General features: G+C 61.1%; 13 protein-coding genes. 8 read left to right on the top strand and 5 right to left on the bottom strand.

Features of this window, described 5'->3' with window-relative positions:
• Positions 1-40: 40 nt before the first annotated feature.
• Positions 41-2,503, top strand: a complete 2,463-nt coding sequence (locus tag ACCD02_RS16145) for an EAL domain-containing protein (protein ID WP_413303597.1) — start codon at positions 41-43, stop codon at positions 2,501-2,503.
• Positions 2,504-2,506: 3 nt separating this feature from the next.
• Here the strand turns inward: ACCD02_RS16145 and ACCD02_RS16140 are convergent, their stop codons facing one another.
• The 5 genes from ACCD02_RS16140 to ACCD02_RS16120 all read right to left on the bottom strand — a co-directional run bounded on the left by ACCD02_RS16140 (position 2,507) and on the right by ACCD02_RS16120 (position 7,341).
• Positions 2,507-3,433, bottom strand: a complete 927-nt coding sequence (locus ACCD02_RS16140) for a GGDEF domain-containing protein (RefSeq protein ID WP_413303594.1) — start codon at positions 3,431-3,433, stop codon at positions 2,507-2,509.
• Between the two features lie 217 nt (positions 3,434-3,650).
• Positions 3,651-4,391, bottom strand: coding sequence for a YciK family oxidoreductase (locus tag ACCD02_RS16135; protein WP_413303592.1), 741 nt, complete (start codon positions 4,389-4,391; stop codon positions 3,651-3,653).
• 179 nt (positions 4,392-4,570) lie between these two features.
• Positions 4,571-5,242: an N-acetylmuramic acid 6-phosphate phosphatase MupP gene (mupP, locus tag ACCD02_RS16130; protein ID WP_413303587.1), complete on the bottom strand. Its 672-nt coding sequence runs from the start codon at positions 5,240-5,242 to the stop codon at positions 4,571-4,573.
• 4 nt (positions 5,243-5,246) lie between these two features.
• Positions 5,247-5,945 carry a bifunctional 2-polyprenyl-6-hydroxyphenol methylase/3-demethylubiquinol 3-O-methyltransferase UbiG gene (gene ubiG / locus ACCD02_RS16125; RefSeq protein ID WP_413303584.1) on the bottom strand — a complete coding sequence of 233 codons (699 nt, stop codon included), beginning with the start codon at positions 5,943-5,945 and terminating at the stop codon, positions 5,247-5,249.
• Positions 5,946-5,988: 43 nt separating this feature from the next.
• Positions 5,989-7,341 (bottom strand): TRZ/ATZ family hydrolase, encoded by a 1,353-nt coding sequence (locus tag ACCD02_RS16120; RefSeq protein WP_413303581.1) that lies wholly within the window; start codon positions 7,339-7,341, stop codon positions 5,989-5,991.
• A 303-nt stretch (positions 7,342-7,644) separates the two neighbouring features.
• On the opposite strand from ACCD02_RS16120, the gene mtnA reads away from it, so the two are divergent.
• The 7 genes from mtnA to cmk all read left to right on the top strand — a co-directional run bounded on the left by mtnA (position 7,645) and on the right by cmk (position 18,124).
• Positions 7,645-8,721 carry an S-methyl-5-thioribose-1-phosphate isomerase gene (mtnA, locus tag ACCD02_RS16115; protein ID WP_413303579.1) on the top strand — a complete coding sequence of 359 codons (1,077 nt, stop codon included), beginning with the start codon at positions 7,645-7,647 and terminating at the stop codon, positions 8,719-8,721.
• 294 nt (positions 8,722-9,015) lie between these two features.
• The gene (gene gyrA / locus ACCD02_RS16110) at positions 9,016-11,793 is read left to right on the top strand and encodes a DNA gyrase subunit A (RefSeq protein ID WP_413303576.1); all 2,778 of its coding nucleotides are present in this window, start codon (positions 9,016-9,018) and stop codon (positions 11,791-11,793) included.
• A gap of 104 nt (positions 11,794-11,897) precedes the next feature.
• Entirely contained in the window at positions 11,898-12,983 is a 1,086-nt protein-coding gene (gene serC, locus ACCD02_RS16105) for a 3-phosphoserine/phosphohydroxythreonine transaminase (RefSeq protein WP_413303573.1), read from the top strand.
• Positions 12,983-14,077, top strand: coding sequence for a prephenate dehydratase (gene pheA, locus ACCD02_RS16100; RefSeq protein WP_259099358.1), 1,095 nt, complete (start codon positions 12,983-12,985; stop codon positions 14,075-14,077). The genes serC and pheA overlap by 1 nt, the downstream gene beginning before the upstream one ends.
• Positions 14,078-14,089: 12 nt before the next feature.
• Complete coding sequence (gene hisC, locus ACCD02_RS16095; RefSeq protein WP_413303569.1) at positions 14,090-15,202, top strand: histidinol-phosphate transaminase; 1,113 nt, start codon at positions 14,090-14,092, stop codon at positions 15,200-15,202.
• 28 nt (positions 15,203-15,230) lie between these two features.
• Positions 15,231-17,441 (top strand): bifunctional prephenate dehydrogenase/3-phosphoshikimate 1-carboxyvinyltransferase, encoded by a 2,211-nt coding sequence (locus tag ACCD02_RS16090; protein ID WP_413303566.1) that lies wholly within the window; start codon positions 15,231-15,233, stop codon positions 17,439-17,441.
• Positions 17,438-18,124, top strand: coding sequence for a (d)CMP kinase (gene cmk / locus ACCD02_RS16085; protein WP_259099363.1), 687 nt, complete (start codon positions 17,438-17,440; stop codon positions 18,122-18,124). Before ACCD02_RS16090 ends, cmk begins: the two co-directional genes overlap by 4 nt.
• The last annotated feature ends 54 nt before the right edge of the window (positions 18,125-18,178 follow it).

Genomic DNA, 18,178 nt, shown 5'->3' with positions numbered 1-18,178 from the left:
CTAGGCTCAGAGCTCAGGACCAGTCGTCGGAAGGGAGCCCATGAAGTCAGAGCGGATTTTTGCCACCCCCAGTCTGCTGGGTATCGTATGGCCGTTCATTGCCGTCATTCTGTTCCAGACCCTGCTGGGGTGCGTCAGTCTCTATACCCTGTCCGGGGTGCGCAGTTATGTCGCCGGCGAAAGCCTGTGGTCCAAGGGGCAGAAAGACGCCATTTATTACCTGACGCTGTACGCCAGCAGCCGCAGTGAAGCCGACTACCTGCGCTACCGCCAGGCCATCGCCATTACCCAGGGCGACCATGATTTCCGCCTCGCCCTGGAGCAGAAGACGCCGGATCTCGACGTCGCGCGCACGGGCATCCTGCAAGGTGGCAACCACCCGGGAGATGTGCCGGGGATGATCTGGCTGTATCTGAATTTCCGCAACCTGACCTATATGCGTACCGCCATCGCCCACTGGGAGATCGGTGACCAGCACATGCTGCGCCTGGATAACCTTGCCCGGGACATGCATGAGCGCATCGTCGGCAATCTGGCAACCCCGGCCGACCTGCTCGGCTGGCGTGAACAGATCGTCGCCATCAACGAAAGCGTCACCCCGGCTGCGCGGGCTTTCAGCGAAGCGCTGGGCGAGGGCTCCCGGGCGATCCTGCGGGCGTTGTTGCTGTTCAATCTATTGGCGGCGATCGGCCTGATTCTTCTGGCCCTGCGCCATACCCACAAGCTGCTGGCCCAGCGTCGCGCTTTTGCCCATGCCTTGCAGCTGGAAAAGGATCGGGCACAAACCACCCTGCAATCCATCGGTGATGCGGTGATTACCACGGATGTCACCGGGGCCATCGTTTACATGAATCCAGCCGCCGAAAGCCTGACCCGCTGGACCCACGCTCAGGCTCTCGGACTGCCCCTGGCGGCGCTGTTCAATCTGCTTGACGAGAACGATCAGCGCGAGGGCCAGACCCTGGTCGAGCATATTCTGGCGGGCAAGCTGGGCGCTGGCGGTGAGCATTTCAAGTCGATCCAGCGCCTGGATGGCACCACGGTGGCCGTGGCTCTGGTCGGCTCGCCGATCCGCACCGAGGAAGGCGCCAGCGGCACAGTGCTGGTCCTGCATGACATGACCCGGGAGCGCCAATACATTGCCAATCTGTCGTGGCAAGCCAGCCATGACGCCCTGACCGGATTGGCCAATCGCCGCGAATTCGAATTTCGCCTGGAACGGGCCCTGGAATATCAGCAGCTGGAGCCGGGGCGGCATTCGCTGATGTTCCTCGATCTGGACCAGTTCAAACTGGTCAACGACACCAGTGGCCATGCTGCCGGGGACGAGCTGCTGCGGCATGTCTGTACGGTGTTGCAACAGTGCCTGAGCGAAGGCGACACGTTGGCACGCCTGGGCGGTGACGAGTTTGGTGTGCTGCTGGCCAACTGTTCACCGCAGATCGCTGAAAAAATGGCCGAGGTACTGCGCCAGAGCGTGCAGAACCTGCATTTTGTCTGGAAGGGCCGGCCCTTTGTCATCACGGTCAGTATCGGCCTGGTCCATGGCTCGCCCGCCCTTGCCACTCTGGAAGCCAGCCTGCGGGCGGCGGACATGGCCTGTCACATGGCCAAGGAAAAGGGCCGCAATAGAGTACAGGTCTATCATCCCGATGACTCGGAGCTGTCCGGTCGCTTTGGCGAAATGGCCTGGATTCAACGTCTGCACATGGCTCTGGAGGAAAACCGCTTCTGCCTGTATGCACAGGCCATCGCACCTCTGGACGATACTCCGGAGCATGCCCATGGGCATGTGGAAATTCTCCTGCGCTTGCGCGATGAAAGCGGCCGGATCATCCTGCCCGACAGGTTTATCCCTGCTGCCGAACGCTACGGCATCATGAGCTCCCTGGACCGCTGGGTGGTGCGCAGCGTATTTCGGGTGATCGCCAAATGCCTGCGTGAAGGCCACGCCGGGCCCAAGGCGACCTGTGCCGTCAATCTGTCGGGCGCCAGTGTCGGCGATGATGATTTCCTCGAGTTCCTGCGCCAGCAGTTCAAGACCTTTGGCATTCCGCCTCATATGATCTGCTTCGAGATCACCGAAACCGTAGCCATCGCCAACCTGGGCAGCGCCATTCGCTTTATCAACGAGCTAAAAGGCTTGGGCTGTTACTTCGCTCTGGACGATTTCTGCGCCGGAATGTCGACGTTTACCTACCTCAAGCATTTGCCGGTGGACTACCTGAAGATCGACGGCAGCTTCGTCAAGGACATGCTCGACAACCCGGTTAATCGGGCCATGGTCGAGGTGATCAACCATATCGGACATGTGATGGGTAAACGGACCATTGCCGAGTTTGTCGAGACGTCGCAGATCGAGGCGGCTTTACGGGAAATCGGCGTCGATTTTGCCCAGGGCTATCTGATCGAGAAACCCCGGTTGTTCACCTGTGAATGCCTGCATGCCCGGCCAGCACGGCCTGTGGCGAAACTGGCCAGCGTGCCGGGTGCATTTGGTTGACGCTCAGCCAGCCATGGTCAGGCGATTTCGCCCGGCGCGCTTGGCGACGTACAGTGCGCCGTCGACCCGGCGCAGCAGGCTGTCGGCGGACTCTGCGGGCAGCAGCGTGGCGCAACCGAGACTGATGGTCAGTTCCACAGGGCGCCCGACTGCCGGGTGGATCAGGCTCTGGGCGGCCTTGCGCAGGCGTTCGCCGAGCATGGCGGCAGTATCCCGACCCGTATCGGCGAGGACGATGAGAAACTCTTCTCCGCCGAAGCGGAACACCTGATCGGAGTTACGCAGTTGGGCTTTAAGTGTGTTGGCGATGGACTTGAGTACTTCATCGCCGACGCAGTGGCCGTAGGTGTCGTTGACCTGCTTGAAGTGATCGATATCCAGCATCAGCACCGACAGCGGACGCAGTTCCTTGGCGGCGGTTTCGATTTCCTGGTTCAGGCTCTGTTCCATGGCGATGCGGTTGCCGGTGCCGGTCAGTGGATCGCGCAGCGCACTCTGGGTGGCAGCGCGATACAGCAAGGCGTTACGAATCGGGAACAGCAGGCAGGCCAGCAGGGATTCAAGGTCGGCCAGTTCTTGCTCAAGGAAACCCATATTGCGTTGCAGGCCCAGTTCACCGAGGGACTGGCCTTCGTAGCTGAGGCTGTAGGTGACACTGTGCCGACCGTTGTCGCCGAGGCGCAATTTCACATCGCTTTCTTCATGGCGATAGGTGAGGCCGTCGAGAGGAATCAGGTGCTGCACATGCTTGAAGAACAACGTAAGGATGCGCTCTGCTTCCAGGCTGCTCTGCAACCGTTGGTCCAGATGCTGACGCAGTTGCGTCACATTGATCGGTGCTGCCAGACTGAAATGGCCGGCGGCACTGCTCTTGCGCTGGGATCGGGCAAGGTCGAAATCAATGATGTTGGTCTGGACGGGAGAACTCATGGTTGCACTCCTCAGCAAGTGTTGCTGTCTTGAATGAGGTAGAGCGAAACTCGTGCCATGTGCCGGAAATAAAATAAAATGTTTTATAATCAATGGCTTGTGATTTTTGCGAGGCTGCCATTGGATTGGCGCTGGCAGTTTGTTGGCGAGGCCATGGGCAGAAAACAGCCCATGGTCTGTATGGCGCCAGATTACTGCCGCTAAATGGCGGAAGAACTTATTGCGCGTTGAAAGCCTGGCCGTTGATGCCGGCGCTGTCCGGGCCCATCAGGTACAGGTAGACCGGCATGATCTGCTCGGGCAACGGGTTATCCAGCGGGTTTTCCCCGGGATAGGCCTGGGCACGCATGCTGGTGCGGGTGGCGCCCGGGTTGATGCTGTTGGCGCGCACCGGCGCGACGCCGTCGACTTCTTCGGCCAGGGTCTGCATCAGGCCTTCGGTGGCGAACTTCGACACGCCGTAGGCGCCCCAGTAGGCCTTGCCCTTGCGCCCGACGCTGCTGGAAGTGAATATCACCGATGCGTCCTGGGACAGTTTGAGCAGCGGTAGCAGGGTGCTCGTCAGCATGAACATGGCATTGACGTTGATGTGCATGACACGCATGAAGTTCTCGCCGGACAATTGCTCGATGGGCGTGCGCGGGCCAATGATCGAGGCGTTGTGCAGCAGGCCGTCGAGATGACCGAATTCACTTTCGATCATCGCCGCCAGTTCGTCGTACTGATGGGGCAGGGCGGTTTCCAGGTTGAACGGAATCACCGCAGGCTGTGGGTAGCCCGCCGCTTCGATCTGGTCATAGACCTGGGTCAGATTGGCTTCGGTTTTGCCCAGTAACAACACCGTGGCGCCGTGGGCGGCGTAGGTCAGAGCGGCAGCGGCACCGATGCCGCGCCCGGCGCCGGTGACCAGAATTACCCGGTCCTTGAGCAGTTCAGGGCGAGCGGAGTAATCGAACATGAATAACCTCGGCAGATTCAAATAAGCGCGGGCCTGAGGCAGTCCGGCAGGATCTCTCCTGTTGGAGCGAGGCTCGCCCGCGAACACGATGTTTCAAACGCAAAAAATGTGTCGAATCTATTGAATGCTTCGCGGGCAAGCCTCGCTCCAACAACATTTCAATTCAAACGGCTGGCGTGTCAGCAACTGCACAGCGCGTTATCCAGCACCTTGCGCAGCTCCAGCGGATGATCCACCACCACATCGGCGCCCCAGTGATCCGGATTGTCATGGGGATGGATATAGCCATAGCGCACCGCGGCGGTGCGGGTGCCGGCGTCGCGGCCGGATTCGATATCGCGCAGGTCGTCACCGACGAACAGCACGCTGGCCGGATCCAGGTCGAGCATGCGGCAGGCCAGGATCAGCGGTTCCGGATCCGGCTTGCTGCGGGTCACGTGGTCCGGGCAGATCAGCAGGGCCGAACGCTCGGCCAGCTTGAGTTGCTGCATGATCGGCTCGGCGAAGCGCAGCGGCTTGTTGGTCACTACACCCCAGATCAGGTTGGCCTTTTCGATGTCGGCCAGCAGCTCGGCCATGCCGTCGAACAGATGGCTGTGTATTGCGCAACCGACCTGATAGCGTTCCAGAAACTCCAGGCGCAGGGTCTCGAACTCCGGGGCTTCGGGGGACATGGCAAAAGTCGCCGCGACCATGGCCTTGGCACCGCCGGAGATCTGGTCGCGAATCAGTTTGTCGGCGATCGGCGGTAATTCGCGATCGGCCAGCATGGCCTGGCATATGGCGATGAAGTCCGGCGCGGTGTCGAGCAGCGTGCCGTCCATATCGAAGAGAACTGCCCTCAAACGCATGCTGTCATGCCTCCCGCAGCGTCTGGATCATGTAATTGACGTCGACATCGGACGCCAGCTTGTAGTGCTTGGTCAGGGGGTTGTAGGTCAGGCCGATGATGTCCTTGACCGTAAGACCCGCCGCACGGCTCCACGCACCCAGCTCGGACGGGCGGATGAATTTCTTGAAGTCATGGGTGCCCCGGGGCAGCAGGCCCATGATGTACTCGGCACCGACGATGGCGAACAGATATGCCTTGGGATTGCGGTTGATGGTGGAGAAAAACACCTGGCCGCCGGGCTTGACCATGCGCATGCAGGAGCGGATCACCGAGGATGGGTCCGGCACGTGTTCAAGCATTTCCAGGCAGGTGACCACGTCGAACTGCTCGGGCATTTCTTCGGCCAGGGCTTCGGCGGTGATCTGCCGGTATTCCACTTCAACGCCGGATTCCAGTTGATGCAAACGGGCCACGGCCAGGGGCGCTTCGCCCATGTCGATACCGGTCACGGTGGCGCCGCGCTGGGCCATGGCTTCGCTGAGGATGCCGCCGCCGCAGCCGACGTCGAGAACCCTCTTGCCGGCCAGATTGACCCGTTCGTCGATCCAGTTGACCCGCAGCGGGTTGATGTCGTGCAGCGGCTTGAATTCGCTTTCGCGGTCCCACCAGCGATGAGCCAGGGCTTCGAATTTGGCGATTTCAGCGTGGTCGACGTTGCTCATGGGGGTGTCCTCTTAAACTTAGAATTCGGTTTCGCCTGCCCGCTCAGCGCGGGTGTGGGCTGTCTTGTTCGGTCTGGCCGCTGATGCGCAGGCCCCAGGCCCGGGCGGTCTGGCCCAGCGCCTGTTCATCCATGCGAGTCAGGCGGCGCTCTTCGAGCAAGGCCTTGCCTGCCACCCACACATGGCTGACACAATCGCGGCCGGTGGCATATATAAGTTGCGATACCGGATCATAGACCGGTTGCTGGGCCAGGCCGGACAGGTCGAAGGCGACCATGTCGGCGGCCTTGCCAATCTCCAGGGAACCGACTTCGGCTTGCAGGCCCAGGGCGCGGGCGCCGTTGAGGGTGGCCATGCGCAGGGCGCGATGGGCGTCCAGAGCCGTAGCCGAGCCGGCGACCGCCTTGGCCAGCAGCGCTGCGGTACGGGTTTCGCCGAGCAGATCCAGGTCATTGTTGCTGGCCGCACCGTCGGTGCCCACCGCCACATTGACTCCGGCCTGCCACAGGCGCTCCACCGGGCAGAAGCCGCTGGCCAGCTTCAGGTTGGATTCCGGGCAATGAATCACGCTGGAGTTGCTTTCTACCAGCAAAACCAGGTCCTCATCGCTGATTTGGGTCATGTGAACGGCCTGGAAGCGCGGCCCGAGCATGCCGAGGCGGTGCAGGCGGGCCAGCGGGCGCTCCTGATTCTGCGCCACGGCCTGTTCGACTTCAAAGGCCGTCTCATGGACGTGCATCTGGATCATGGCATCCAGTTCGTCGGCAATGACGCGGATTTTCTCCAGATTGTCGTCGCCCACGGTGTAAGGCGCGTGTGGACCGAAGGCCACGGTGATGCGCGGGTGATGGGCCAGGTCATTGAACAATTCGACGCCGATATGCAAGGCTTCGTCGGTGTTGCGCGCGCCGGGGATCGGAAAGTCCAGTACCGGCACGGTGATTTGCGCGCGCATGCCGCTGTTGTGCACGCGCTCGCTGGCAACCTTTGGGTAAAAGTACATGTCCGAGAAGCAGGTAATGCCGCCCTTGAGCTGCTCGGCGATGGCGAGGTCCGTGCCGTCGCGGACAAAGGCTTCATCGACCCATTTGCCTTCGGCGGGCCAGATATGCTCTTCGAGCCAGGTCATCAGCGGCAGATCGTCGGCCAGACCGCGAAACAACGTCATGGCGGCGTGGCCGTGGGTATTGATCAGGCCCGGGCTGAGCAGCATGCCCGGCAGCTCACGGACTTCAGTGGCCGGTTGTTTCAAAGCCTCCGCCCGAGGGCCGATATAGGCGATACGGCCGTCGCGAACGCCCAGTCCATGCTCCTTGAGCACCACTCCGGCAGGTTCGACCGGGACCAGCCAGGTCGGCAGGAGCAGCAGGTCGAGGGGAGCTCTGGTGTTCGGCATGGCAAGGCTTCCGGGCTTATTTATGGGGACGGCGAAGTATACCCGAGCGCCTTGTCGGACGGCTCGCTATAATCGATGGCTTTTGGCCCCTTGTTTGCGATTTGCAAAGGTTTGCGTCCAGGCTTTCGTAACGTGAAGCAGGCGTTACGCCTTCTTGTGGCAAACACCGGACCTGTAGGCGCTGCCGAAGGCTGCGAAAGCGATCTATACAGGCAGCCCCCTTCGCAGCCTTCGGCAGCTCCTGCAAAATCGTATTTCAATTCAGATGGTTATGTTGTGTTTGATAAGAGAGTGGGGTGTGTAATGCGCGATCGACTGTTGGCTGCGGAGAAAGTGAAGGCCATCGATTGGCGAGGCGACGCGCTCTACCTGTTGGATCAGCGGGTTTTGCCGTTCGAGGAAACCTGGCACGCCTATACCAGTGCTGCCGCAGTGGCTGAGGCGATTCGTTCGATGGTGGTGCGCGGTGCGCCGGCCATTGGCATCAGCGCTGCCTATGGCATTGTACTAGGCGCTCGTGCCCGTATAGCGGCTGGTGGTGACTGGGCAACTGCGCTGGTAGAGGATTTTTCGGTGCTGGCGCAGTCACGGCCTACGGCAGTCAATCTGTTCTGGGCACTCAACCGCATGCGCGATCGCCTGCAGCGGCTCAAGCCCACCGACGATCCACTGACGGTGCTGGAAGCCGAGGCGGTGGCGATTCATCTGAGTGATCGTGAAGCCAACCTGACCATGGCCCAGCTCGGCGCCGAGCTGATCCGCAAGCATCAGGGCAACCTGCAGACCGTACTGACCCACTGCAATACCGGGGCCCTGGCCACCGGTGGTTTCGGTACGGCGCTGGGGGTGATTCGCGCGGCGCACTTGGAAGGCATGATCGAACGGGTTTACGCCGACGAAACCCGACCCTGGCTGCAAGGTTCACGCCTGACCGCCTGGGAGTTGGCCAACGAAGGCATTCCGGTCACCCTTAACGCTGACTCGGCCGCTGCCCACCTGATGCGCACCAAGGGTCTGACATGGGTCATCGTCGGCGCTGATCGCATCACCGCCAACGGCGACGTGGCGAACAAGATCGGTACCTATCAACTGGCGGTAGCCGCCATGCACCACGGCGTGCGCTTCATGGTGGTGGCGCCGAGCTCGACCATCGACATGGAAACCGCCAGCGGCGATGACATCGTCATCGAAGAGCGCGACGGCCGTGAGCTTCTGGAGGTGGGCGGGCAACGGGTCGGAGCTGATGTCGAAGCCTTCAATCCGGTCTTCGATGTGACTCCGGCTGATCTGATCGACGCCATTGTGACCGAAAAGGGCATTGTCGAGCGTCCGGATGCGGCGAAGATGGCCGCGCTGATGAGTCGCAAGCACCTGCATTAATGAACCGGCCAATTGCCATGAAGGCGCCTGTGCGGCTCTGTGAGCGCGTATCAGGCGTCTTCTGGTCGCCTCGCTCATTTTCAGCGCCTTCAAGGGATAGGTCCATGACGGCGTTTGTGCTAACATCCGGCGGTTTCCGGGGGTGCTTGCGAGAGTGGTCCCCACTGCACAGATCCAGGGCATAACTCGTTGATTTGTCGTAAGTCGCTATCTGGCACAAGTCAGTAGCGGCGAGCTTCGTTCGTCCTGCATGGATGACACGAGGTTTCACCAGAAAAAGGAATCAGGCTTCTCATGGGCGAACTGGCCAAAGAAATCCTCCCGGTCAATATCGAAGACGAGCTGAAGCAGTCCTATCTCGATTACGCGATGAGCGTTATCGTCGGACGGGCATTGCCGGATGCGCGCGATGGCTTGAAGCCCGTGCATCGGCGTGTTCTGTTCGCAATGAGCGAACTGGGCAACGACTGGAACAAGCCATACAAGAAATCCGCCCGTGTGGTCGGTGACGTCATCGGTAAGTATCACCCTCACGGTGATACGGCCGTCTACGACACCATCGTACGGATGGCGCAACCTTTCTCCCTGCGCTACCTGCTGGTAGATGGCCAGGGCAACTTCGGTTCGGTGGACGGCGACAACGCTGCGGCCATGCGATACACCGAAGTGCGCATGACCAAGCTGGCCCACGAGCTGCTGGCCGACCTGCACAAGGAAACCGTGGACTGGGTGCCGAACTACGACGGCACCGAAATGATCCCGGCGGTCATGCCGACCCGTATTCCCAACCTGCTGGTCAACGGCTCCAGTGGTATCGCCGTGGGCATGGCGACCAACATTCCGCCGCACAACCTTGGTGAAGTCATCGACGGTTGCCTGGCGCTGATCGACAACCCCGATCTGACGATCGACGAGCTGATGGAATTCATTCCTGGCCCGGATTTCCCGACAGCCGCAGTGATCAACGGCCGTGCCGGTATCGTCGAAGCCTATCGCACTGGTCGCGGGCGCATTTATATGCGTGCCCGTTCCATGGTCGAAGACATCGACAAGGTTGGCGGCCGTCAGCAGATCGTCATCACCGAGCTGCCGTACCAGCTGAACAAGGCGCGTCTGATCGAGAAGATCGCCGAGCTGGTCAAGGAAAAGAAACTCGAAGGTATTACCGAACTGCGCGACGAATCCGACAAGGATGGTATGCGCGTGGTGATCGAGCTGCGTCGTGGCGAAGTGCCTGAGGTCATCCTCAACAACCTCTACGCCCAGACCCAGCTGCAAAGCGTCTTCGGCATCAACATCGTTGCGCTGATCGATGGCCGTCCGCGGATCCTCAACCTCAAGGATCTGCTGGAAGCCTTCGTCCGTCACCGCCGCGAAGTCGTCACCCGCCGCACCATCTTCGAACTGCGCAAGGCCCGTGAGCGCGGTCATATCCTTGAAGGCCAGGCGGTTGCCCTGTCCAACATCGATCCGGTCATCGCCCTGATCAAGGCTTCGCCGACCCCGGCCGAAGCCAAGGAAGGCCTGATCAATACGCCGTGGGAATCCAGCGCCGTGGTGGAAATGGTCGAGCGCGCAGGCGCCGAATCGAGCCGCCCGGAAAACCTTGATCCGCAATACGGTCTGCGTGACGGCAAGTATTTCCTCTCGCCGGAACAGGCCCAGGCCATTCTGGAGCTGCGTCTGCACCGTCTGACCGGTCTGGAGCACGAAAAGCTGCTGGGCGAGTATCAGGAAATCCTGACCCAGATCGGCGAGCTTATCCGCATCCTCAACAGCTCCACGCGCCTGATGGAAGTCATCCGCGAAGAGCTGGAACTGATCCGCGCCGAATATGGCGACGTGCGTCGCACCGAAATTCTCGATGCACGCCTGGACCTGACCCTGGGTGACCTGATCACCGAAGAAGAGCGGGTCGTGACCATTTCCCACGGCGGCTATGCCAAGACCCAGCCACTGGCGGTCTATCAGGCTCAGCGTCGCGGCGGTAAAGGCAAATCGGCTACCGGCGTCAAGGATGAGGACTACATCGCTCACCTGCTGGTCGCCAACAGCCACACCACCCTGCTGATGTTCTCCAGCAAGGGCAAGGTGTACTGGCTCAAGACCTACGAGATTCCGGAAGCGTCCCGCGCTGCCCGTGGCCGTCCGCTGGTCAACCTGCTGCCGCTGAGCGAGGGCGAGTACATCACCACTATGCTGCCGGTCGACCTGGAGGCCATGCGCAAGCAGGCTGACGAGGAAGACGAGGTCATTGATGGCGAACTCGACGACGCTGAAAACAGCAACGAGACCGAAGAAGAGCGCAAGGCGCGCATCAAGGCTGCGGACAAGAAGAAGGCTCCGTTCATCTTCATGTCGACCGCCAACGGTACCGTGAAGAAAACCCCGCTGGTGGCGTTCAGCCGTCAGCGTAGCGTCGGCCTGATTGCCCTTGAGCTGGACGAAGGCGACATCCTGATCTCCGCTGCCATCACCGATGGCGAGCAGGAAATCATGCTGTTCTCCGACGGCGGCAAGGTTACCCGCTTCAAGGAATCCGACGTTCGTGCCATGGGCCGTACGGCCCGTGGTGTACGCGGCATGCGTCTGCCGGAAGGGCAAAAGCTGATTTCCATGCTGATCCCGGAAGAAGGCAGCCAGATCCTTACCGCTTCCGAGCGCGGCTATGGCAAGCGCACGGCGATTTCCGAGTTCCCTGAGTACAAACGTGGCGGTCAGGGTGTGATCGCCATGGTCAGCAACGAGCGTAACGGCCGTCTGGTCGGCGCGGTTCAGGTGCTCGACGGCGAGGAGATCATGCTGATTTCCGACCAGGGCACCCTGGTGCGTACCCGCGTCGACGAAGTTTCCAGCCTTGGTCGTAACACTCAGGGCGTCACGCTGATCAAGCTGGCCAGCGACGAAAAACTGGTCGGCCTGGAGCGTGTGCAGGAGCCCTCTGAAGTCGAAGGCGACGAACTGGATGACGAAGCGCTGGAAGGCGATCTGTCGGCCTCCGTCGATGCTGACGAGATCGGTGGCGAACTGCAGGCCGATGCGGCTGCGGACGACGACGCGCCGCAGGACTGAGCAAATCCTTGAGTTGAGGGGGCGGGCAACGCCCCCGGTCTGAATGAACCCGCCTGAGAGCCCGATAAGGTGTCGGTGTTTTCGGGGCCGTAGTGAGAGTGGATATGAGCAAGCGAGCCTTTAACTTCTGCGCAGGTCCTGCTGCGCTTCCTGAAGCTGTTCTGCTGCGTGCCCAGGCGGAACTTCTGGATTGGCAAGGCAAGGGCCTGTCGGTCATGGAAATGAGCCATCGCAGCGATGAGTTCGTGTCCATCGCCAATAAGGCCGAGCAGGACCTGCGTGACCTGCTGAACATTCCGTCCAACTATAAAGTGCTGTTCCTGCAAGGCGGCGCCAGCCAGCAATTCAGCCAGATTCCGCTGAACCTGCTGCCCGAAGACGCTACTGCCGACTATATCGACACCGGTATCTGGTCGCAGAAAGCCATTGAAGAAGCGTCGCGCTATGGCAACGTCAATGTCGCGGCCAGCGCCAAGTCTTACGACTATTTCGCCATTCCCGGCCAGAACGAGTGGAAACTGTCGAAAGACGCCGCTTACGTTCACTACGCGCCGAACGAAACCATCGGTGGCCTGGAATTCAACTGGATTCCCGAGACTGGCGACGTGCCATTGGTCGCCGACATGTCTTCCGACATTCTCTCGCGCCCGGTGGATATCTCGCGTTTCGGCATGATCTACGCCGGTGCCCAGAAGAACATCGGCCCGAGCGGCATCGTGGTCAATATCATTCGTGAAGACCTGCTGGGTCGTGCCCGTTCGATCTGCCCGACCATGCTCAACTACAAGGTCGCGGCCGACAACGCCTCGATGTACAACACCCCGCCGACCCTGGCCTGGTACCTGTCCGGCCTGGTGTTCGAGTGGCTGAAGGAGCAGGGCGGTGTCGAAGCCATCGCCAGGCTCAACGACGTCAAGCAGCGCACCCTCTACGATTTTATCGATGCCAGCGGCCTGTACAGCAACCCGATCAACAAGCCCGATCGTTCGTGGATGAACGTGCCGTTCCGTCTGGCCGATGATCGTCTGGACAAGCCGTTCCTCGCGGGTGCCGAAGCGCGCGGGCTGCTTAACCTCAAGGGACACCGTTCGGTGGGCGGCATGCGTGCCTCCATCTACAACGCGGTGGATATCCACGCAGTCAATGCGCTGGTGGCGTACATGGCTGAGTTCGAGAAGGAACACGGCTAATGTCCGAACAGGAACTCAAGGCCCTGCGGGTCCGCATCGACAGCCTGGACGAGAAAGTCCTGGAACTGATCAGCGAGCGCGCCCGCTGCGCTCAGGAAGTGGCACGGGTGAAAATGGCGTCCCTGGCTGAAGGCGAGGTGCCGGTATTCTACCGGCCCGAGCGTGAGGCCCAGGTGCTCAAGCGCGTCATGGAGCGTAACCGTGGCCCGCTGAGCAACGAAGAGATGGCGCGGCTGTTCCGCGAAATCATGTCGTCGTGCCTGGCCCTGGAGCAGCCGCTGAAAGTGGCTTACCTCGGCCCTGAGGGCACCTTCACCCAGGCTGCGGCGATCAAGCATTTCGGCAACGCCGTGATCAGTCGTCCGATGGCGGCTATCGACGAAGTGTTCCGGGAAGTCGCCGCCGGTGCGGTGAACTTCGGCGTGGTGCCGGTGGAAAACTCTACCGAAGGCGCGGTCAACCATACGTTGGACAGCTTCCTCGAACATGACATGGTCATCTGTGGCGAAGTCGAGCTGCGTATTCACCACCACCTGCTGGTCGGTGAAAACACGAAGACCGAAAGCATCAGTCGCATCTATTCCCACGCCCAGTCCCTGGCCCAGTGCCGCAAGTGGCTGGACGCGCACTACCCGAATGTCGAGCGCATCGCCGTCGCCAGCAATGCCGAGGCCGCCAAGCGAGTCAAGGGTGAGTGGAACTCTGCGGCCATCGCCGGCGACATGTCCGCAGGCCTGTACGGCCTGACGCGCATTGCCGAGAAGATCGAGGACCGTCCGGACAACTCGACGCGCTTCCTGATCATCGGCAGTCAGGAAGTGCCGCCGACCGGTGACGACAAGACTTCGATCATTGTCTCGATGAGCAACAAGCCCGGCGCGCTCCATGAGCTGCTGGTGCCTTTCCACGAGAACGGCATCGACCTGACTCGCATCGAGACCCGGCCCTCGCGCAGTGGTAAATGGACCTACGTGTTCTTCATCGATTTCGTCGGCCATCACCGCGATCCGCTGGTCAAGGCCGTACTGGAGCAGATCAGCCAGGAAGCGGTTGCACTCAAGGTACTGGGTTCCTACCCGAAAGCGGTTCTCTGACAGGGGCGATACATGAGCGTCGACTTCCTCGCCCTGGCTCAGCCGGGCGTGCAAAAACTATCGCCTTACGTTCCGGGCAAGCCGGTTGATGAGCTGGCGCGTGAGCTGGGCCTGGACCCGGCGCAGATCATCAAGCTGGCGAGCAACGAGAATCCGCTGGGCGCCAGCCCCAGGGCGCTCGAAGCAATTCGTAGCGAACTTGCTGAACTGACCCGTTATCCGGACGGCAACGGCTTCGATCTGAAGCAACGCCTTGCTGCTCGCTGCAATGTGCAGGCCAGCCAGGTCACCCTGGGCAACGGTTCCAACGACATACTCGAACTGGTAGCTCGCGCTTACCTGGCGCCGGGCCTGAACGCGGTGTTTAGCGAATTCGCCTTCGCCATCTATCCCATCGTTACCCAGGCGGTCGGCGCTGACGCCCGTGTTGCGCCAGCCAAGGACTGGGGGCATGACCTGACGGCCATGCTGGCGGCCATCGACAGCAATACCCGCGTGGTGTTTGTCGCCAACCCGAACAACCCGACCGGCACCTGGTTCGGGCCGGATGCCCTGGCTGCGTTCCTCGCCGCCGTGCCGAAAGACGTGCTGGTGGTGCTGGACGAGGCCTATATCGAATACGCCGCAGGCGCCGAGCTGCCCGATGGCCTGAATTATCTGGCCGACTTCCCCAATCTGCTGGTTTCGCGCACCTTCTCCAAAGCGTATGGCCTGGCGTCGCTGCGTGTGGGTTATGCGTTGTCGACTCCGCAGGTGGCCGATGTGCTCAATCGCGTGCGTCAGCCCTTCAATGTCAACAGCCTGGCCCTGGCCGCTGCCTGCGCCGCGCTGGATGATGTCGAGTATGTCGAGAAAAGTCGCCAGCTCAATGAAGTCGGCATGGAACAACTGGAAGGTGGTCTGCGTCTGCTGGGCCTGAAGTGGATTCCCTCGAAAGCCAACTTCATCGCCATCGATCTTGCGCGTGAAGCGGCGCCGGTCTATCAAGGGCTGCTGCGCGAAGGCGTGATCGTGCGTCCGATCGGTGGTTATGGCATGCCGAATCATCTGCGCGTCAGCATTGGTCTGCCCGCCGAGAACACCCGCTTCCTCGAGGCCCTGGCCAAGGTTCTGGCGCGTGGTTGATGTCATCTCAGTGCAATCAGGCCAGCCTATGATCGGGCGCCTGGTGGTGATCGGCCTCGGCCTCATTGGCGGTTCCTTTGCCAAGGGCCTGCGTGAAAGCGGCCTGTGCGGCGAAGTGGTAGGTGTAGACCTGGACCCGCAATCGCGCCGTCTGGCGGTTGAGCTTGGGGTGGTTGATCGCTGCGAAGAAGACATTGTCGTTGCCTGTCGCGGTGCCGATGTCATTCAACTGGCGGTGCCGATCCTGGCCATGGAAAAGTTGCTGGGGCTGCTGGCAACCATGGACCTGGGCAATGCCGTGCTGACCGACGTCGGCAGTGCCAAGGGCAATGTGGTGCGTGCGGCCGGTGCGGCTTTTGGCGCCATGCCACCGCGTTTCGTGCCCGGACACCCGATTGCCGGGTCCGAGCAGAGCGGGGTGGAGGCGTCGAATTCGCAGTTGTTCAAACGGCACAAGGTCATCCTCACTCCGCTGCCCGAGACTGATCCTGATGCCCTGGCGGTGGTCGATCGGTTATGGCGCGAGTTGGGTGCGGATGTGGAGCATATGCAAGTGCAGCGGCATGACGAAGTGCTTGCCGCGACCAGTCACCTGCCGCATCTGTTGGCATTCGGCCTGGTGGACTCCCTGGCCAAACGCAACGAGAACCTGGATATCTTCCGTTACGCTGCCGGAGGCTTTCGTGATTTCACCCGAATCGCCGGCAGTGACCCGGTAATGTGGCACGACATCTTCCTGGCCAACCGCGAGGCGGTACTTCGCACCCTGGATACTTTTCGCGGTGACCTTGATGTGTTGCGTGATGCCATTGATGCCGGTGACGGTCATCAATTGCTCGGGGTATTTACCCGTGCGCGGGTGGCGCGAGAGCATTTTGGCAAGATCCTGGCACGGCGGGCTTATGTCGAGCCTGCGGCACATACCCGCAATATCAGCTTTCTGGCGGGCCCCGGTGGCAGCGTCAACGGGCGTATTCGCGTGCCGGGGGACAAATCGATTTCCCATCGCGCGATCATGCTCGGCTCACTGGCCGACGGCGCTACCGAGGTCGAAGGCTTTCTCGAGGGCGAAGATGCCCTGGCGACCATCCAGGCGTTCCGCGACATGGGCGTGGTCATCGAAGGTCCGCATCATGGTCGCGTGACCATTCATGGCGTCGGCCTGCATGGTTTGAAATCACCGCCCGGTCCGATCTATCTGGGTAACTCCGGCACTTCGATGCGTCTGCTGGCCGGTTTGCTGGCGGCACAGAGTTTCGACACCACACTGACCGGCGATGCCTCGTTATCGCGACGCCCGATGGCGCGCGTGGCAGGGCCGTTGCGCGAAATGGGGGCAGTGATCGAGACCGCTGCCGATGGTCGGCCGCCGCTGGTCATTCGCGGTGGTCACACGCTCAAGGCCCTGAAATACGAAATGCCCATGGCCAGCGCTCAGGTCAAATCCTGCCTGCTGCTGGCCGGTCTGTATGCCGACGGTCAAACCAGCGTCAGTGAACCTGCGACCACCCGCGATCATACCGAGCGTCTGTTGCGCGGCTTTGGTTATCCGGTTTGCGTCAAAGCCAATCGGGCGACCCTGGAGTCCGGTCATCGTCTCACGGCGACCCATATCGAGGTGCCGGCTGACATTTCGTCGGCAGCATTCTTTATGGTCGCGGCATCGATTGCCGAGGGTTCTGAGCTTTTGCTGGAACATGTCGGCGTCAACCCGACCCGGGTTGGCGTCATCGAGATCCTGCGGCTGATGGGGGGTAACATCACTCTGGAAAATCAGCGTGAAGTCGGCGGTGAGCCGGTGGCTGACCTGCGCGTGCGCTCGGCCCGACTGAAAGGCATCGAGATTCCCGAGGCCTTGGTGCCGCTGGCAATCGATGAGTTCCCGGTGCTGTTCGTCGCGGCGGCCTGTGCCGAAGGGCGTACCGTGCTGCGCGGTGCCGAAGAGTTGCGCGTCAAGGAATCCGATCGAATCCAGGCCATGGCCGATGGCCTGCTGGCACTGGGTGTGCAAGTCGAACCGACACCGGACGGCATCATCATCGATGGCGGTGCCATCGGCGGTGGTGAGGTCGATGCCCGTGGCGATCATCGTATCGCCATGGCGTTCAGTGTTGCATCTTTGCGGGCGAGTGCCGCCATTCGCGTACGTGATTGCGCTAATGTGGCCACGTCCTTTCCTAATTTTATTGAGCTGTGCGCACAGGTTGGTCTTGGTGTCGTGCAGGAGGTGCATTCGTGAAAGCCAAGGCTCCAGTCATCACTATCGATGGGCCTAGCGGATCCGGAAAGGGAACCGTTGCCGGCCTGTTGGCCAAGCACCTGGGTTGGTGTCTGCTCGATTCGGGCGCGCTGTATCGCCTGCTGGCATTCGCCGCCCGCAACCATGGTGTCGACCTGACCAACGAAGAAGCCCTCAAGCTGCTGGCCGCCCATCTCGACGTGCAGTTCGAGACGGTGGCGGGCGGTGGTCAGCGCATCGTTCTTGAAGGCGAAGACGTCACCCATTCGATCCGTAACGAACAGATCGGCAGCGGTGCTTCCCAGGTGGCTTCGCTGCCGGCGGTGCGCGATGCGCTGCTGCAGCGCCAGCGTGCCTTCCAGGAAGAGCCGGGGCTGGTGGCCGACGGCCGGGACATGGGTACGGTGGTCTTCCCTGACGCCCCCTTGAAGATTTTCCTCACCGCCAGTGCCGAGGAACGTGCACGTCGTCGTTACTTGCAGTTGAAGGCCAAGGGCGATGATGTTAGTCTGTCGAGTCTGCTAGAAGAGATATGTGCGCGCGACGAGCGTGACACCCAGCGAGCGGTAGCCCCGCTCAAGCCGGCGCAAGACGCCATCCAGCTGGACTCTACCGAGTTGTCTATCGAGCAGGTGCTTGAACGCATCCGAAGTGAAATCGCCCTGCGCGATATCGCCGGGTGACCAAGGAGCCATGTGGGAGACCAGACCGAGTCCCGCAGGCTTCCTTTCATATGA

This window comes from Pseudomonas sp. Pseusp88, assembly GCF_047303955.1.
Taxonomy (GTDB): Bacteria; Pseudomonadota; Gammaproteobacteria; order Pseudomonadales; family Pseudomonadaceae; genus Aquipseudomonas.
The sequence above is the reverse complement of the archived record's forward strand: the minus strand, read 5'-3'. Positions and strand labels throughout refer to the sequence as shown.

Bases quoted from the DNA above. Each gene is read 5' to 3' on its own strand.
- ACCD02_RS16120 (WP_413303581.1), bottom strand. From the start codon at position 7,341: ATGCCGAACACCAGAGCTCCCCTCGACCTGCTGCTCCTGCCGACCTGG.
- gyrA (WP_413303576.1), top strand. From the start codon at position 9,016: ATGGGCGAACTGGCCAAAGAAATCCTCCCGGTCAATATCGAAGACGAG.
- ACCD02_RS16135 (WP_413303592.1), bottom strand. From the start codon at position 4,391: ATGTTCGATTACTCCGCTCGCCCTGAACTGCTCAAGGACCGGGTAATT.
- hisC (WP_413303569.1), top strand. From the start codon at position 14,090: ATGAGCGTCGACTTCCTCGCCCTGGCTCAGCCGGGCGTGCAAAAACTA.
- mupP (WP_413303587.1), bottom strand. From the start codon at position 5,242: ATGCGTTTGAGGGCAGTTCTCTTCGATATGGACGGCACGCTGCTCGAC.
- ACCD02_RS16145 (WP_413303597.1), top strand. From the start codon at position 41: ATGAAGTCAGAGCGGATTTTTGCCACCCCCAGTCTGCTGGGTATCGTA.
- pheA (WP_259099358.1), top strand. From the start codon at position 12,983: ATGTCCGAACAGGAACTCAAGGCCCTGCGGGTCCGCATCGACAGCCTG.
- ACCD02_RS16140 (WP_413303594.1), bottom strand. From the start codon at position 3,433: ATGAGTTCTCCCGTCCAGACCAACATCATTGATTTCGACCTTGCCCGA.
- ubiG (WP_413303584.1), bottom strand. From the start codon at position 5,945: ATGAGCAACGTCGACCACGCTGAAATCGCCAAATTCGAAGCCCTGGCT.
- ACCD02_RS16090 (WP_413303566.1), top strand. From the start codon at position 15,231: ATGATCGGGCGCCTGGTGGTGATCGGCCTCGGCCTCATTGGCGGTTCC.
- serC (WP_413303573.1), top strand. From the start codon at position 11,898: ATGAGCAAGCGAGCCTTTAACTTCTGCGCAGGTCCTGCTGCGCTTCCT.
- mtnA (WP_413303579.1), top strand. From the start codon at position 7,645: ATGCGCGATCGACTGTTGGCTGCGGAGAAAGTGAAGGCCATCGATTGG.